Origin of the sequence: Synechococcus sp. OH2 (assembly GCF_047462155.1) — a bacterium.
GTDB lineage: Bacteria > Cyanobacteriota > Cyanobacteriia > Thermostichales > Thermostichaceae > Thermostichus.
The window spans coordinates 526-16,469 of sequence record NZ_JANSIR010000060.1 but is presented as its reverse complement, the minus strand read 5'-3'; the positions used below and the strand labels follow the sequence as shown (position 1 = coordinate 16,469).

Here is a 15,944-nt window from a genome sequence, read left to right as displayed (position 1 = left end):
GGCCTGTGGCGGCTGCTCCTCCTGCCACGCCGGCTCCCACGCCTCCCCCCACTGCCGAGCCTCTACCCGTGCAGCCCAGCGAGCGGGCCTCGGATCTCAGCCAATTGCAGCCGGCTGCGCCGGCTCCCCAACCGACGACGGAGGTTCTCCCCGCCGAGCGGCCCTCCGATGCTTCCCAGTTGGGGCCGCCCCTGAGCGCTTCTGCTGCCAGTGAAGGGGCTGGGATCCAGGGCCAGGGAGCCAGCGGCTTGGCCAACCCCACCCAGTCGGCTCCCAACCCCCCCAGTGTGGCGGCGCGGGCGAATGTGGACTGGGGCCCTTGGCTGGCAGCTTTACAGCGCAAGGTGGAACAAAACTGGATCCCGGGGCAGACTGGCACTTCCCGCCGCACGGTGGTAATCTTCACGGTGGGTCGGGGGGGCGAGCTGCAGAGCATCCGCCTGGCCCGCACTTCCGGCAGCCAACAAACCGACGACGCGGCGCTGACAGCCATCCAGAGAGCAGCTCCGTTTTTGCCCCTGCCTGAGGCCTACGAGGGCAACTCGGTGACGATTAACTTCACCTTCGACATCAACGTGTTGGGACAATTAACCGTAGGTGGATCGGCTAACTGACAACGGCCTCACGGTGCTGCCTCCCAAAACGTCGCAGCAGAACTGCAGGGATCGCTCCAGCTTGTCAATTGCGGATCATGGTGGGGACAGAAGGCACTGCACAAGCTCGGAGAATCGGCGACGGTGCGTTTATCCTAGTCCTTGATTCTTAGAGATCCGTTGATGGGCACAACTTCCCTGCAGCGCACCCCCCTGTTTCCCTTCCATCAAGCCCTGGGGGCGCGGTTTGTCTCCTTTGCCGGCTGGGAAATGCCCCTGCAGTATCGGGGCGTGGTGGCCGAGCATCGGGCAGTGCGGGAGCGGGTGGGGGTATTCGACATCTCCCACATGGGCAAGTTCGAGCTCTGGGGGCCGGAGCTGGGATCCCACCTCAGCCGGCTGGTGCCCAGCGATCTGGCTGCCTTGCCAGTAGGATCCGCTCGCTACACGGTTTTGCTCAATCCGCTGGGGGGCATTGTGGACGATGTCATCTTCTACCGGCATCCACCGGAAGGGGAGCTGGAGCACTGGAGCCTGATCGTCAACGCGGCCACCCGCCACAAAGATAGGGAGTGGCTGCAGCAGCAGGGGATCCCTGGGCTGGAACTGCAGGATCACACCGAGTCGCAGGTGTTGCTGGCGGTGCAGGGGCCGGCAGCAGAAGAGGTTCTTCAGCCTTTTTTGGCGGGATCCCTGAAGGCTTTGCGCCGCTTTCAACACGGACAGTTTGCTCCTCAAAAAGGGGGATCCTCAGGGGCAAGGGTCTTTGTGGCCCGCACCGGCTACACCGGAGAAGACGGCTTTGAGATCTTGCTTAGCCCCCCAGAGGGCTGCTGGCTCTGGGAGCAACTGGTGCAGGCAGGAGTACAGCCCTGTGGCTTCGGCTGCCGCGATACCCTGCGCCTAGAAGCTGCTTTTTGCCTCTACGGCCAGGACATGGACGAGAGCACCACCCCCCTGGAAGCCGGCTTGGGCTGGTTGGTCAACAATCCAGGGGACTACATTGGCAAGCTGGCCCTCGAACGTCAACGCGAGCAAGGGATCCCGCGTCGTCTGGTGGGGTTTCGCCTGTTGGAGCGAGCCATTCCCCGCAGCGGCTGTGCCATCTACGCTCCCAACTCCCCTGAGCCGATCGGGCGGGTAACCAGCGGCAGCCATTCTCCTACCTTGGGCTACGGCATTGGCCTGGGATATGTGGATTCAACTTGGGCCAAGGTGGGATCCCGGCTGGAGATTGAGATTCGGGGCCAGCGCTGGCCCGCCGAAGTGGTAAAAAAGCCCTTCTACAGAGGGGCAGGCTCCAGTTAGCTTGGGGGGTTGAGCTGTCTGCCGGCCTTGGGGATGGAGTATTCCTGCTGCAGCCGCCGCAATTTCCGCAGGGCCCGCCGCTCAATTTGCCGGACTCGCTCCCGCGAAAGACCGATGTGCTCCCCGATCTCCCGCAACGTCAGCCCCTTCGACCCATCCAGCCCATAGCGGGCCACAATTACCTGCTGCTCGCGTTCGCTCAGTTGGCCCACCAGAGCGCGCACCTCCTCGCAATGGGCAGCCCGGTTCAGATGTTCGACCGGATCGTTGTCTTCGTCAGGGATAAAGTGCTGCAGCTCAGTGCCGTCCTCGTCCCCCACCCCGACGTTGAGGGATCGGATCTCGGCCATGTGGCGGGTGATCAGTTCGCGGTAGTTGTCGCCAATATCCAGCGAATCGAAAACTTCCTCTGCGGCAGGCCGGGATCCCCTTTCGGCGGACAGCTCGCGGTAGCGCCGCTTCACCTGGGAGACCTTCTCGTACATGTGGGCGGGCAGCCGGATCAGGCGCCCCTTGTTTTGGATGCCGCGGTTCACGCTCTGCCGGATCCACCAGGTGGCGTAGGTGGAGAACTTGTACCCCCGCGTGGGATCGAACTTTTCCACGGCGCGAGTGAGGCCGATGGTGCCCTCCTGAATCAGATCCAGAAAGGGCAGACCGCGGTTGCGGTAGCGCTTGGCAATCGACACCACCAGGCGCAGGTTGCACTCCACCATGCGCTTCTTGGCGGCTTCCCCCTGCCGCAGGATCTGCTGCAGCTCCTCTAAAGGGATCCCCAGCCGTTGGCTCCAATCCTCCAGCGACTCGTGCTGCCGCCGCTGCTCCAGAAGGGCCATCATCCGCTGCACTTGGTGGGCCAGACGCAGTTCTTCCTCGGCGGTGAGCAACGAGTAGCGCCCAATGATTTTTAAGAAACGCCCCACTGCGTCTTGCAGCTCAAGATTTTCCGACATATCCAACCCCACACCATAAGTTGATGCCCTGTCAGAATCTTCTCTTCTGCTGTCGCGTCAAGCTTTCTTCCCACTAGGAAGCCGACCTTGCTGCAAACAGCACCTTATTCATACCAGTAGAAAAGCCTTTCCGTAAAGGTTTTGGCAACCTAAAATGCAGACTTTCAGCGGCTATTTGATTCACTAAATTTATTGAGTCTTGTCCGTGAGCTACTGCCAGCAGTGCCTCAGTTCTGGCCCCTGTCGGCTCCCTGATCTACGGGTAGATGTTACGAAAATAAAGCGATTCCGTTACTCAAAACTTAGACCAATAGGATCGGAAAAAAAGCAAGTAAAATCGGTCATGCTCTCTTAATCGTTAACCAGATTGCACTGAGATAAAAAACATGTTTTTTGATACACTCTACATCGCTACAGATGCCTATTTTGTCTGTAGAAACCCATCGGAGAGGCCGGCCCAGCAAGGCATCGAACAGCCTGCTGGCCCATTTCTGCAACCTTTTGAGGCTGATTTCAGAGAGAGTTGTCAATAAGCCTCAGCCCCAAACCAGCCAAGGCAGATCCCAAGGAAAAGCCGTCGTCTTGGCTTTCCCAAGTTTAGGGCAAATTAAGGCAAATTTTGAGCCTTAGACACTACCTGTGGAGTCAAACCTTCGAGCCGCCAGCGTACTACAGGTTATCCGTCGAGTAGGGGCTGTGGAGCCCAGGGGGGAAAAGCCGCAACCCCTGCTGGCGCACGCGTTGCTCCTGCAGCGGGAGAGGAGTGATGCGCGGCAAAGGCGTAGCCTCAGGTTGAGGTGTTGGAGTGGGAGCAGGCGTAGGCAAGGGGCTAGGTGTTGGTTTCGGCGTGGCCACTACAGCCGCTGGGGTTGGCACAGCAGGTGTGACCTCAGCCGGGATCCCTTCTGAGGTGGGACGGGGACGCCGGAGTTGAAAGCGCGGCTGGCGACGTGGTGCAAGAGTGGGCGTCGGCTCTGGTGTAAGAGTGGGTGCCGGCGTTGATGTGGGTGTTGGTATTGGTTCTGGCGTCGGTGTGGGTGTGGGTGTCGGCGTCGGCGTGGGTGTGGGTGTCGGCGTGGGTGTGGGTGTCGGCGTGGGTGTGGGCGTCGGCGTGGGTGTGGGTGTCGGCGTCGGTGTGGGTGTCGGCGTGGGTGTCGGTGTCGGCGTGGGTGTGGGTGTCGGCGTGGGTGTCGGCGTCGGCGTCGGTGTGGGCTGGGGCTGCACAATGGCCAGGGCCTCTTCCGCTTTCAGCTCGCCGCGGATCAGCTTGGAGAGAGTGTCTTGGCCGCCGGGGGTGTAGGTGATCTCGCGGGCAGCGCTGTTGAACACGTTGCGGATGGGATCCCCTTTGCTGTCCACCAGTTCCACCACCATCACATTGCGACCGGGCCTCAAGCCCTTCAAGTAAAAAGACTCCCAGCGATCCAGCAGGCCAGATTGGCCGTTGAGGGTGTAGCGGATGCGCCAATCCCGCGGCAGGTCGGTCAGCAGACTCTCGCGTACCGGGGCGTTGGCCAGCCAAAAGTCCACCAGGATCGGCTCGGCACCGTAGCTGCCGGTGGGGCGGTTGTAGGTGAGCAAAGGCAGGTGCGGCTGCGGCACATACTCCGGCGTAGGCGCTAGCACATGGAAGCTGACTTGGGCGTAGGCCTCGGAGTTTTTAAAGCTCTCGTGCCAGGGCTTGCCGGCAAACACCCGCAGAGTATGGGATCCCGGCTCCAAATCCTCAAAAACAAGGGGAGCATCGGCATCGTAATGGGCGATGTAGGGCCGGTTGTCCAGTACTACGTGCAAATGGGGGCCGAGGCCCAGTTGCGGATCCTTAAAAAGCGGGTACCCCTGCACTGCAAAGCGAACGGTTACTTGCCGCTCCGACAACACCTCACCCGGCTTAGGGCTGAGGATCTGCACCCGCGGACGGCAGTGCTCCAAGTGGGCATCCAGCTTGGCAATCTCCGGCGGCACTGGTACCCGCTCGAGCTGAGGTAGCTGTTCCTGGGGCTGTTCAGGCGGGGATCCACCGCAAGCGACCAGCACAAGAGCTGCCACCAGAGCCATCCACCATCCCCATCTCCAGGTTCTGGCCTTTCCCGCGTGTCCTTGCATGAGCCTCACATCCCAACACTTTCGGTATCCTGCCGAGCAGCAGATAAGCCATCCCCACATTACCAGCATGTGTCCTTTGGGGAAGATCCCCTCCCCCACCCTAGAATGGGATCAGCGGTCTGGCCCAAGCGGGGTCAGGAGAACTTTTGAGGTCAGGTATGGCTTGGTTGGCGATAACGGCTTTTGCAGGCTTGGATCTAGCTCAGTGGCAGGCTTTACTCAACAACATGGCCTTTGCTGTCTGTTTGGGGGCCATGCTGTTTTACTGGGGGGGGGCAGCGTTTCCCCAGGTGCAGCTTCTGTCTGAGCTGGGCTTGGCGGGGATGATCGGGGCAAACTTGACGATCGCCGCCCTGCTGACGGCCCGCTGGATCGATGCCGGCTATTTCCCCTTGAGTAACTTGTACGAGTCTTTGTTTTTCTTGGCCTGGGGGATCACCACCTTGCACCTGCTGGCTCTCCACTGGACTCGTAGCCGTTGGGTGGGGGTGACGACCGCCCCGCTGGCGACGGGCATTGTGGCCTTTGCCGCCCTGGCCCTGCCGGAAGATATGCAGGCGGCCCAACCACTGGTGCCGGCTTTGCAATCCAACTGGCTGATGATGCACGTAACTGTGATGCTGCTGGCCTACGCAGCCCTCTTGGTGGGATCCCTTTTGGCCATCACTTTTCTCATCGTCACCCGCGGCCAGGAAGTTCAGTTAAAGGGCAACTCCCTCGGCCTGCAATTTCGCCCCTCTCAGCCTGCAACCCACCCGGAATGGACAGAAGCCACCCTGCCATCTCCTGCTGCAGAACTGGTCTACGCCGGGATCCGCTCCCCCCGAGCGGCTGAACCTCTTCCCCAACCGGCACCCAACGAAGCGATCGCTTGGCAACGGCTGAGCCTGGCGGAAATCTTAGACAACACCAGCTACCGGCTAATCGGGCTGGGGTTCCCGCTGCTCACCATCGGCATCATTGCCGGCGCCGTCTGGGCCAACGAAGCCTGGGGCACCTACTGGAGCTGGGATCCCAAAGAAACCTGGGCTTTGATTACCTGGTTGGTCTTTGCCGCCTATTTGCACGCCCGCATCACCAAAGGCTGGCAGGGCAGGCGCCCCGCCCTCTTGGCCAGCTTGGGCTTTGGGGTGGTTTGGGTGTGTTATCTGGGGGTGAACTTTCTGGGCAAAGGCTTACACAGCTATGGCTGGTTCTTCTGAGATCTCTCGGGCCAACAAATCAACCCCCGTTTGTGGGTATTCTGGTGCTGGCAAGCCGTCGTGGATCCCTCGAAGGAGAAAATCATGCAACTGTTCAACTACCTGATCCTGTTCTCGGCCCTCCTGGGAATCGCTCTTTTTGCCATGCAAAACGCCACCCCAGTCACGATTAACTTCGCCCCCGGAGTCACCATCGAAAGCCCGCTGGTGATTGAACTGTTGGCTTCTGCCGGGATCGGGGCCGCCCTTGCCTGGCTGTATAGCCTCTGGATGCGTGTCCAGTTCAGCATCGAAGCCCGCGAAAAAAATCGGCAACTGCAGGAGAAGGAAGTCACCATCACCGAGCTCAAGGAAATGGTGGTGGAGCTGGAAGCCAAGGTCAAGCAACTGCCCCCCAGCAAGCGCGCCGAACCCCAAGAGGACATCCAGGAGGTGAAAGAAGTGGCCACCGAGGGATCCCCTGCCTAGAACTGCCCCGTATGGATCCCGTCGATCCCCAAGCGGTTGGGGTAGAATTGAACTTCTAACGGCCTCTTCCACTAGTCCATCACTTCCTATGCAGGTTACACAAGAAAAACGCCCTGGCAGCCGGGTTGGCCTCAAAATCGTGGTAGAAGCCGACCAGGTGAAGCGCTCCTACGAAAAAACCTTGCGCCAACTGGAGCGGAACATCCAGATCCCGGGATTTCGCAAGGGCAAGGCCCCCCGCAACCTGGTGATGCGCCAGGTGGGCCGCGAGCGCGTCATGGCCAGTGCCGTCGATGACCTGATCAACGAGGCCATCCAACAGGCGCTCAAGGACACCCAACTGCGTCCCATCAGTCGCTTCGAGCTGGACGACAAGGTGGAGCAGCTTCTCGATCGCTTCAACCCGGAGGCAGACTTCAGCTTCTCGGGGTATGTGGAGGTGTACCCCGAAGCCCGCGTCGGCCAATACAAAGGTCTAACCGTCACGGCCACCCGCGTCACCGTCAAGCCCGAACAGGTCGACCAGCTCATCGACCGGTGGCGGGATCAGCGGGCCACCCTCCTGCCCGTAGAAGATCGGCCCGCCCAGTTGGGGGATGTGGTGGTGATCGATTTTCAAGCTCGCGACGCCGAGGGCAATCCCCTGGAGGAGATCGCCGCCCAAGACTTTCAGTTGGAGCTCAAAGAGGAGAACTTCATCCCCGGTTTTGTGGCGGGCGTTGTCGGCATGCAGCTCGACGAAACCAAGGAGATCACAGCCACTTTCCCCGACGATTACTTCAGAAAAGAGTTGGCCGGGAAAACAGTTACGTTCACCGTCTGCCTCAAAGAGATCAAGACCAAAGAGCTGCCGGAGCTGGATGACGCCTTTGTGCAGGAGATCAGCGAGTTTCAGACGGTGGCCGAGCTGCGGGAACACCTGCAAAAGCGCCTCGAACAAGATGCTCTCAGGCAATCTGAGGAAAACCTGGAGACGGCCATCCTCAACGCCATCTTGGAAACCACTGAGGTGGATCTGCCGGAGACCCTAGTCGAGCAAGAAACGACACAACTGTTGGCCCAAAGCCTTCAGTCGCTGCAGCAGCAGCAAGGGGTCACGCCGGGAGAGATCCGCAAGCTCTTGTCCCAAATGCCGCCCGAAACCCTTAACCAGTGGATGGAGCGCTACCGGCCTGAGGCCATCAACCGGCTGCGGCGCACCTTGGCTCTCAGTGCCATTGTCCGGCAGGAGCAGATTGCCGTAGGCCCCAACGAATTGGAAGCCGAGGTGGAAGAGGTGATGGCGGCCTACGCCCAGCAAGGGCAGAAGCTGGATCGGGAGCGAGTACGCCAAGTCGTTCACGAAGATCTGCTGACCAACAAAGTGATGGCCTGGCTGAAGGCTCAGACCACAGTCAACTGGGTCGATAGCGAGGGGAATCCCACCCTCTCTGGCAGCTCTGAGGGTGAAGACTGGCAAGAGAGGGCTGAATCGGCTGGCACATCGGTGCCGGAGGCGGAGTTTGAGGCCGAGAGGCCAGAAGCAGAGGGATCCGGGATCCCTGGGGCAGTTGAGCCTCCTGTCGATACGAAAGCCGAGGGGGAGGTCGCAACAGAGCCGCAGGCAGCTCTCCCTTCTGTAGAAGCAGAGGTGTCTGGGATCTCTGAGGCGGTTGAGCCTTCTGCAGAGGCGGCCACAGCCCCTACTGGCTTGCAACCGGAACAGGCCGCCGCAGCCGAGGAGAAACCCAAACCGGGCAAAAAGAGCAAAAAGGGCAAGTAGAGGATCCTAGTTACCCCCAGACTTGCGGGTTCTCACACTTTGGCCGCCGGGGTCGGGAAAAGCCAGGCTACAGGAGGCCGCGCCGCATCTGATCCCAGAGGCGAAGATAGGACTCAGCTTCGGCGGAGCTCAGAGGCCGCCAAATCTCGCCGCGCTCCCAGGTAGAAGGCTGGAAGTCAGCCCTGCGACGCAGCCGAGGGGGGAGTTGGGCCCAATCCAGCGGCAAAACCGAAGCGATCCCGCTCAAGTTCACCAGGCGGGGGACGAACTCTGGGGTTAGGACGAAGTCAATCCAGTCGGCCAGCAGGGATCCTTCCAGCTCTGGGGAAGCGTTGTGAGCTCTATGAGGCCGCACCCAGACATCCCACCAGATGGCGGATCCCGAAGCCGGGATCACCACCTCCAGCTCGGGGTAGTTGGCCTGGGTGACGTAGAGATCCTGCGACCAGCCCACAGCCACCCAGCTATCGGCCAGGCGCAACATGGGCAAGTAGTCGGCGGAAGTATAGGCCAGAACCTGGCGGTGCAGGGATCCCAGCTCTCGCCGCAGTTCGGCCTCTTCGGGATCGAGGGGATCGTTGTAGGAGCGGCCCAGCTTTTTGAGGACGAGCCCGATCACCTCCCGGGGGTGATCCGGTAGGGTGAGCTTCCCGGCCAGCTCAGGCCGCCACAGATCCGCCCAGTCCCGGATGGGGTTGCTCACCCGGTCGCGGCGGTAGGCAATGGCCGTTACCCCCCAGCGCCAGGGCACGCCCCAGATCTGACCCTCTCGCCGGGCAGCAGCCTGCCAGCGGGGATCCAAGTGCTGCCATCGTTCCCCCAAGAGGTCAGGTGGCAAGGGATCCAGCCAACCGGCAGTAATGGCCCGATCCAAGGCGTCAGCTCCCAACAGGCTCAGGGCCGCCGCTGACGGCTGCCACCGGAACCATCTCCCCGGATCCCACCAGGCCGGCTCAGGCGGCTGGACGCTCTGCCGCAGGTAGGCCAGCAACTGGGCCCGCTCGTCCAACAGTTGCAGCCGAAAGGGAACCTGGGTGCGGCGGCGAAACTCGTTCACCAAGCTGGCTGGGATCCCTTGTTTAAGGGCGAGAATGAGGGGCAGAGAGCCCCTAGGCCCGCCACAGCCGGCCACCGCCAGCCCCAGCAGGATCCCGTATAGAAATTCACGTCGGCTCAGCCCTTGCTTGCCCACGCCAGTACCGCTCCACCAGAATCAGGGCCACCAGATCATCGTAAGCCTTGTCCGGCACCCGCATTCCCTTCGGCAACAGCCGCTCCCATCCCCGCGGTGGGTAAAAATCCCAGTAGCGCTGACGGGCCTCTTGGGAGCTGTGCCTCTCGTCCACCAGAACGATCTGTTGGGGTGGGAGGAGCGACTGCAGTTGCTGTTTCCAGCCTCGCGCCGTTGTCTGATTTCCCAGGATGAGCCGCTCCGCCCCAAACTGTTGCCAGAGGGCCTGCAACCTGGCCAAGGCCTCCCCCGCCAAGACCACCTCCCGATGCAAGATCTGCCACGCCGGCTGAACTTGCACCACGGCAAGGCCGCACTTGTCCCGCCCCGGGTCAAAGCCCATCAGCACTCGCCCCTCTTCCAGCCCGCCCAGGTGGAGTGGATCCCTCATCCCCCAATCTGCCCCGCCTGCTGAACGGGGGTGGCGTCCTGCTGGCCAGAGGCCTCCGCCATCAGGAAACTCACCCGCAGCGGCCCCGCCGTGTAGATGTCGGTGTCGGCAACCAGCTTCACATCCAGAGGGGTAGTGCTCTGGCGGAGATGCTGCACAACTTCCAAGAACTTCACCTGCGAGAATTCTCCGACAGTGCCGGTGATGGGATCCGAGAGGAGGCCTTCTGCCTGGGAGCGCTGATTGGCCTGGTTGAGGAGCTCTAGCAGCCGCTGTTGGATTTCGTTCTCGCTCAAGCCTGGCTGGATTACACCCTGCGCCAGCACAGATCCCCTGGCAAAGATACGCTGGTTGGGGTAGATCTGCACCAGCACGGGCACAGGCTCGCCCTTAAGCCGATTGGAGAGCGAAAGAATGCGCACCGCCCAGCTACCGGGTTCTTGTAGCTTTTCCAGGGCTTGGTCGGCCTCCTCGCGGCGGATGAGGATGGCGTTCTCCAGAGGGGGGATGGGTTGGGAGCCGAGGGCAAGGGCCCGCTGTTCTGCCTGGGCCGAAACTCGCTCAAACTGCCGCCGCACTGCCGCCGGCTCTGCCCCTGCTGGCGTTTGCACAACTCCTGTAGCCAGGACTTCTCCCGCCAGAATGGCCAGCTCTCCCCGTCGCAGCCGCACCGCTAACTGGTTGAGCTGCGCAATCTCCTGCTCAAGCTGCTTTTTTTGAGTTTCCAGTTGGCTCAGGGCCCCCTGCGCCGTATCCAGAGAGCGCTCCAGTTGATCCCGATCCAGTTGCAGAGCCTGCTTTTGCGACTCCAGATCGGCAATCATCTTTCGGGCCGCCTCCACCTCTGCCTTCACCGCCTCCAACTCTGCCTGGGCCCGCTCCAGGCTGGGCTGCACTTGGTCCAGTTGCTCGTTGGCTGCCGCCAGCTTCGCCTCTGCCTCTTGCCGCTCTTGTAGCGCTATGGCCAGTTGCTCCCGGACTTCGCTCAGGCGGGTCTGGGCTGCCGATTGCTGACTGCGAAATTGGTCGAGATCCAGCTTAAGGCGGTCTCGCTCGGCTCTGAGAGTGGCATTCTCCCCTTCCAGAAGAGCTTTCTGGCGGTTGAGGGCCCGCAGCTCCTGCTCCGCCTGGGCAATTTGGTTGGTGTAGCTGAACAGGGCTTCCGAAAGAGAGCGGTTGAGGAGCAGCAGCGTGCCCAAGGTCAGCGCCGAGATGCTCACGCCGGTAATCACGGCTACCAAAACGGCCGTGTGGCGGGGACGCAGGTTAAACCAGGTGAGGCGCTTTTTGCCAATCCGATACCCGACCCGATCCCCGACAACGGCAATCAGGCCACTGACAAACAACATGTAAAGGATCAGCAGTACGCCTTGCATAGACCGGGATCCCTGCCATGGAAATCTTAGCAAGGTTACTGTGAAGATTTGGGAAGTTGGGGGCAGGCCGAGCCAGAGAAGTGCGGCCCTGGTATAAACTACTCCACCGCATAGGCGGATAGGGTTTAAGGACTTGATCCCGCTGACGCGAACAGTAGCCCTGAAGCAGGCTCGCTTAGAGAGCAAGCCAGCCACAAACTTCCAGGCGTGTTTATAGAACGCCCCAAAAGTGCGGTAGCCCTTGCACCGTTCAAGTCAGTGTCACCCCTCCAAGCGCAATGCCCACAAGAAAATTTCTTACCCTCCCTATAAGACTTGCCTAACTCTGGGTGGATGCGCAGACACATGAGCCCCTTGAGACCGCAAAGAGGCTTCCACCTGCTCAGCTAACATCCGTTTAGAAATATCAACGCTGAATCAGTCCCAATGCCCACCTCGAGAAAATGGGTTTCAGGAGTGGTTGCCCCTGCCGCCAAGAGGGCATCGGCGATCTCTTCCTCTACGGCGAAGGGAAAGCTGGGGGTAGCACCGTAAAAGTCGGCAGCCCGATCAAAACAAACGCTGTGGGATCCCGCCATCGCTGCCCTCTTCTCCAACGGACAAACCGAGACAGACAGAGTATCCACAAGAATGGGCAGGAATCGAGCAGATCCCTGCCCCTCTCAAGCCCCAAATTGGCTCTCTTCAAGACTCCTGCGCCAGGCGGGCGTAAAACAAGCCCTGGACACGGACGGTGTGAGGTTCCAGTGCCCCTTGCTCGGTGCTGGACTGCTGAATGCTGACGAAGGAGCCGCCCATCTCACCCGTGCTGGGATCCACGCGGGCAATGCGCAGCGACATTGTCCCCTGGGAAACCTCGTCCACCTTGCGGTTGGTGGCGAAGTCGTCCTTGGCCGCCTGCAGCCCTACGGCTGTGTCGTAGCCGGCGTTGGAGCCGCGCCCGCGCGCGTCGAGGAAGGTGCTGCTGTGGTAGCCGGGCACCAAGAACTCCCCTTCAAAGTCGGTCGAGGGGTCGATGGCGGAGCCCTGAGCTGTGGCCACCAAGTCTTTCACGCTAAACAAAAACGGCACCCGCTCGCCGCGGGGTAACTGACCGGTGGTCGGCTGAAAAGTGATCCCGTCCACCACTTTGAGCTCCAACCCGCCGTCTTTGGGGGTGACTTCGGCCTTAATGGGCCCCAGCGTGGCTGCCGAGATCATAATGTTTTTGGCCTTGATAAACTCTTTTTCGCCGTTCCGCTTTTCCTCTTCGATTTCAATTTGCACCGGCTGGAAGCAGACATCGGTCAACTTTACGGATCCCCCCTTGGGCACCTCGATACGGCCGCGGGCATTGTCGGAGACGGAAGGGCAAATGGCCGCCTTGCCGGTGTTGCGGATCTGGTCGTAGGTTAAGGGGGCCTTAGCCGCCGCCGCCGGCAGGGCGAAGACGCTCAAACAGAGCGCCAACAGGATGGCGAGTAGTGGACGGTACCGCATAATCAACCTCGAAAAACCTGTTTTAATCTCAATGCTGCTGGGGAAAATAAGCCCGAATGCCCCTATTGTACGCAATACGGATCCCCTCTTTGGCCGGGCTCGCAGAAGTTTCTTGGCCAGGCAGAGCTGTTAGGCTGCTGCGTTTTCCCACTGCTTGGATTACCGACTCCTGCTCTTCTGTGAAGGCCTTGCGGCCACCTCAAAACGGGCCACTCACCACCAGGGATCCCAGCCAGCGCTCTCGAATCTGGTTTACCAGCTCGCCGATGGGCTGTTGGTTAACGCGGTAGCTGGTGGGATGGGCGATCAGGCGGGCGGTGCTCTCGAAAAGGCAGTCCCGTTCCACCAGGCCGTTTTCCCTCAGGGTGCGTCCGGTGGCCACCAAGTCCACGATGGCATCGGCCATGCCGGTGAGGGGAGCCAGTTCCACCGAGCCGTAGAGGGAGATAATTTCCACCGGCAAATCCAACCGGTCAAAATACTCGCGGGCGCAGCCGACAAACTTGGAAGCGACGCGGGCATGGGGAGGCAACTGGGCCGCCGAGGTGTAGGGACTATCTTGGGGCAGGGCCACCGACATGCGACAGTAGCCGAACTTCAGATCCAGCAGGTGGGCCACCCGCGCTTCGCTGCCGGCATAGCGCTCTCGCAAGATGTCGTAGCCGACGATGCCCAGCTCGGCCTGTCCGTATTCCACGTACACCGGCACGTCGTGGTTGCGCACCAGCAGCGCCTCGTAGCGTTGCCCGTTGAGCTGGGTGGGCGATTCAATCCGCAGCAGGCGGTTGCCGGGATCCAAAAAGCGACTGAAATCGATCCCCACCTGTTGCAAGCAGCGGACAGCGTCGGTCAACAAGGCTCCCTTGGCCAGGGCAATGGTGATCGTCGGGGTATTGGGCTTCGGAGCTGGCCGAGGGCTGGTGGCTGTCAACATAGGCACTTAGGGATCCCTTCTGGCAAAAGGACAAGGGCAGTGGGAATGCTACTTAGTTAAAGAAGGAAAGTGGATACCAGGGATCCTGCGTCCTCAATTGTAGGGAACTGACCTCTTGCCGGCGAGGTAGACTCGGCAGATGTTTTCCAGAACGCAGATCCTGGGATGATAAAAACACGATGAACCCGGAGGAGAGACGACGGCATGAAAGCCATGATCCTGGCAGCCGGCAAAGGGACACGGGTACGGCCCATCACCTACATGATGCCCAAGCCGATGATCCCGATTCTGCACAAGCCGGTCATGGAGTTCTTGGTGGAGCTGCTGCGGGAACATGGCTTCGACCAAATCATGATCAACACTAGCCACCTCGCTCACCAGATCGAAGACTACTTTCGCGATGGCCAGCAATGGGGAGTACACATCGGCTTTTCCTTCGAGGGCCACTTCGAGAACGGCCAGCCGGTGGCCGAACCCCTGGGATCCGCCGGTGGCATGCGCAAGATCCAGGATTTCTCTGGCTTTTTTGACAGCACCTTCGTGGTGCTCTGCGGCGATGCGCTAATCGACCTCAACCTAACCCAGGTGGTCAACTTTCACAAATCTAAGGGGGCATTGGCCACGGTGGTGTTGCGAGAGGTGGATCCCAGCCAAGTCTCCAGCTACGGAGTGGTGGTAACTGATGAGACGGGCCGGGTCACCGCCTTCCAAGAAAAGCCCAGGCAGGAAGAGGCCCTCAGCAACACCATCAACACCGGCATCTACGTGTTCGAGCCAGAAGTCCTGGACTACATCCCCCCCGGCTGCCCCTATGACATCGGCAGCGATCTCTTCCCCGCCTTGGTGAAAGCCGGCGCCCCCTTCTACGGCCTCAAGGCCGACTTCCAGTGGGTGGACATTGGCCGTACCCATGACTACTGGCTGGCAGTACAGAAGGTGCTGCGCGGCGAGATCAAAGGCGTCAAGGTGCCCGGGATCCAGATTCGGCCCGGCGTCTGGACAGGGATCAACATCCGCGCCAACTGGGATCGCATCCACATCGAGCCGCCGGTGTACATCGGGGCCAGCACCTACCTGGCGGATGGGGTAAAGCTCATCGGCCCCACGGCCATTGGCTACGGCTGTGTGTTGAACGAAGGGTGTACGCTGGATGGCAGTCTCATCTTTAACTACACCCAAATCGCCGCAGGAGTGACGCTGCGCCACCAGATGGTGATGGGTCGCTACTGCATTTCCTCCGATGGCAATGCCATCGATACGGAAGAGTCCAACCTCACCTGGTTGATCGGAGATGCCCGCAGCCATGGCAACGGCAAATCCCAATAGCGCCCTCTACCTTTACGGGATCGTTGCTGCCCCCGGCCCGCGCCACCTGAATGTGGTGGGGCTGGATAAGCAGCCGGTGGGGGTTCACGTGCTGGGATCTTTGGCCTTTCTCTATTCCCAGGCTCGCCAGGAGCGCTACTTGGCCAGCCGGGCCAATCTGCTGGCCCACGAAGCTGTCCTAGAAACCGTCATGAACGAGGGACACCGCGCCCTGCTGCCGTTGCAATTTGGCCTGGTGGTGAGCGGCTGGGACCAGGTGGAGCAGGATCTGGTTAAACCGCACCTGGCCGATCTGTTGGCCCTGCTGCAGCGCCTAGAGGGCAAACGGGAGGTGGGGGTAAAAGTCTTCTGGGATCCCCAGCAAGAGCTCCAATTGGGGCTGGAGGAAAACCCCGCCCTGAAAGCCCGGCGGGACGCGATGGTCGGCACCCCCTTGGGGCTAGATGCAGTGGTGGAAATTGGACAAGCCCTAGAGCAACTGCTGGAGCAACGGCGCCAACACATTGCCCAAACCTTCACAGCCACCCTCGGCCCTCTGGCCGGCGACCGCGTCGAGGGAGAGCTGCTCACGGAAAACATGGTCTACAACAGCTCGTTTCTCATCAACTGGGAAGATGAGCCGGTTTTTGCCCAAAAAGTGGAGGAGCTGGATCGAGCCTTTCAGGGACGGCTGCGCATTCGCTACAACAATTTCACCGCTCCCTACAATTTCGCCAAGCTTTGACCGGCCTGTACTCACCCTCGTTTCGCTGGATCAGCGCATTCTTGCAAGCAAAGAAAGACTTACCGCAGTGCGAGAGTCCAAGAAGAGGAGA

General features: G+C 60.6%; 15 protein-coding genes. 7 read left to right on the top strand and 8 right to left on the bottom strand.

What is annotated here, in order from left to right; translation table 11 throughout:
- Both NW835_RS05040 and gcvT read left to right on the top strand, forming a co-directional pair.
- Nucleotides 1-614 (top strand): energy transducer TonB (locus tag NW835_RS05040; protein ID WP_414414681.1); only part of this gene is annotated, 614 nt, incomplete at its 5' end.
- Nucleotides 615-776: 162 nt separating this feature from the next.
- Nucleotides 777-1,901: a glycine cleavage system aminomethyltransferase GcvT gene (gene gcvT / locus NW835_RS05035; protein WP_414414680.1), complete on the top strand. Its 1,125-nt coding sequence runs from the start codon at nucleotides 777-779 to the stop codon at nucleotides 1,899-1,901.
- On the opposite strand, the gene NW835_RS05030 is transcribed toward gcvT, so the two are convergent.
- Both NW835_RS05030 and NW835_RS05025 read right to left on the bottom strand, forming a co-directional pair.
- Nucleotides 1,898-2,854: a sigma-70 family RNA polymerase sigma factor gene (locus NW835_RS05030; RefSeq protein WP_414414679.1), complete on the bottom strand. Its 957-nt coding sequence runs from the start codon at nucleotides 2,852-2,854 to the stop codon at nucleotides 1,898-1,900. The two genes, gcvT and NW835_RS05030, sit on opposite strands and share 4 nt — an antisense overlap.
- A 669-nt stretch (nucleotides 2,855-3,523) precedes the next feature.
- Complete coding sequence (locus NW835_RS05025; RefSeq protein ID WP_414414678.1) at nucleotides 3,524-4,912, bottom strand: hypothetical protein; 1,389 nt, start codon at nucleotides 4,910-4,912, stop codon at nucleotides 3,524-3,526.
- A 239-nt stretch (nucleotides 4,913-5,151) separates the two neighbouring features.
- Between NW835_RS05025 and ccsB the strand changes: the two genes are divergently transcribed.
- The 3 genes from ccsB to tig all read left to right on the top strand — a co-directional run bounded on the left by ccsB (nucleotide 5,152) and on the right by tig (nucleotide 8,392).
- The gene (gene ccsB, locus NW835_RS05020) at nucleotides 5,152-6,162 is read left to right on the top strand and encodes a c-type cytochrome biogenesis protein CcsB (protein ID WP_414414683.1); all 1,011 of its coding nucleotides are present in this window, start codon (nucleotides 5,152-5,154) and stop codon (nucleotides 6,160-6,162) included.
- Between the two features lie 84 nt (nucleotides 6,163-6,246).
- The gene (locus NW835_RS05015; protein WP_414414677.1) at nucleotides 6,247-6,630 is read left to right on the top strand and encodes a LapA family protein; all 384 of its coding nucleotides are present in this window, start codon (nucleotides 6,247-6,249) and stop codon (nucleotides 6,628-6,630) included.
- Nucleotides 6,631-6,718: 88 nt separating this feature from the next.
- Nucleotides 6,719-8,392 carry a trigger factor gene (gene tig / locus NW835_RS05010; protein ID WP_414414676.1) on the top strand — a complete coding sequence of 558 codons (1,674 nt, stop codon included), beginning with the start codon at nucleotides 6,719-6,721 and terminating at the stop codon, nucleotides 8,390-8,392.
- Nucleotides 8,393-8,459: 67 nt separating this feature from the next.
- Here tig and NW835_RS05005 read toward each other — a convergent pair whose 3' ends face one another.
- The 6 genes from NW835_RS05005 to hisG form a co-directional block, all read right to left on the bottom strand.
- Nucleotides 8,460-9,584 carry an extracellular solute-binding protein gene (locus tag NW835_RS05005; protein ID WP_414414675.1) on the bottom strand — a complete coding sequence of 375 codons (1,125 nt, stop codon included), beginning with the start codon at nucleotides 9,582-9,584 and terminating at the stop codon, nucleotides 8,460-8,462.
- The gene (locus NW835_RS05000) at nucleotides 9,556-10,014 is read right to left on the bottom strand and encodes a pre-16S rRNA-processing nuclease YqgF (protein ID WP_414366492.1); all 459 of its coding nucleotides are present in this window, start codon (nucleotides 10,012-10,014) and stop codon (nucleotides 9,556-9,558) included. Before NW835_RS05000 ends, NW835_RS05005 begins: the two co-directional genes overlap by 29 nt.
- The gene (locus NW835_RS04995) at nucleotides 10,011-11,390 is read right to left on the bottom strand and encodes a DUF3084 domain-containing protein (RefSeq protein WP_414414674.1); all 1,380 of its coding nucleotides are present in this window, start codon (nucleotides 11,388-11,390) and stop codon (nucleotides 10,011-10,013) included. Before NW835_RS04995 ends, NW835_RS05000 begins: the two co-directional genes overlap by 4 nt.
- A gap of 386 nt (nucleotides 11,391-11,776) precedes the next feature.
- On the bottom strand, nucleotides 11,777-11,968 hold the full coding sequence (locus tag NW835_RS04990) for a hypothetical protein (RefSeq protein WP_414414673.1): 192 nt from the start codon (nucleotides 11,966-11,968) through the stop codon (nucleotides 11,777-11,779).
- Between the two features lie 106 nt (nucleotides 11,969-12,074).
- Complete coding sequence (locus NW835_RS04985) at nucleotides 12,075-12,869, bottom strand: photosystem II manganese-stabilizing polypeptide (protein ID WP_414414672.1); 795 nt, start codon at nucleotides 12,867-12,869, stop codon at nucleotides 12,075-12,077.
- Between the two features lie 199 nt (nucleotides 12,870-13,068).
- The gene (gene hisG / locus NW835_RS04980; RefSeq protein WP_414414671.1) at nucleotides 13,069-13,803 is read right to left on the bottom strand and encodes an ATP phosphoribosyltransferase; all 735 of its coding nucleotides are present in this window, start codon (nucleotides 13,801-13,803) and stop codon (nucleotides 13,069-13,071) included.
- A 204-nt stretch (nucleotides 13,804-14,007) separates the two neighbouring features.
- Between hisG and NW835_RS04975 the strand changes: the two genes are divergently transcribed.
- A complete protein-coding gene (locus NW835_RS04975) occupies nucleotides 14,008-15,129 on the top strand; it encodes a sugar phosphate nucleotidyltransferase (RefSeq protein WP_414336050.1) in 1,122 nt (373 codons plus the stop codon).
- Entirely contained in the window at nucleotides 15,107-15,853 is a 747-nt protein-coding gene (locus NW835_RS04970) for a GvpL/GvpF family gas vesicle protein (RefSeq protein ID WP_414372760.1), read from the top strand. The genes NW835_RS04975 and NW835_RS04970 overlap by 23 nt, the downstream gene beginning before the upstream one ends.
- Nucleotides 15,854-15,944: the final 91 nt, after the last annotated feature.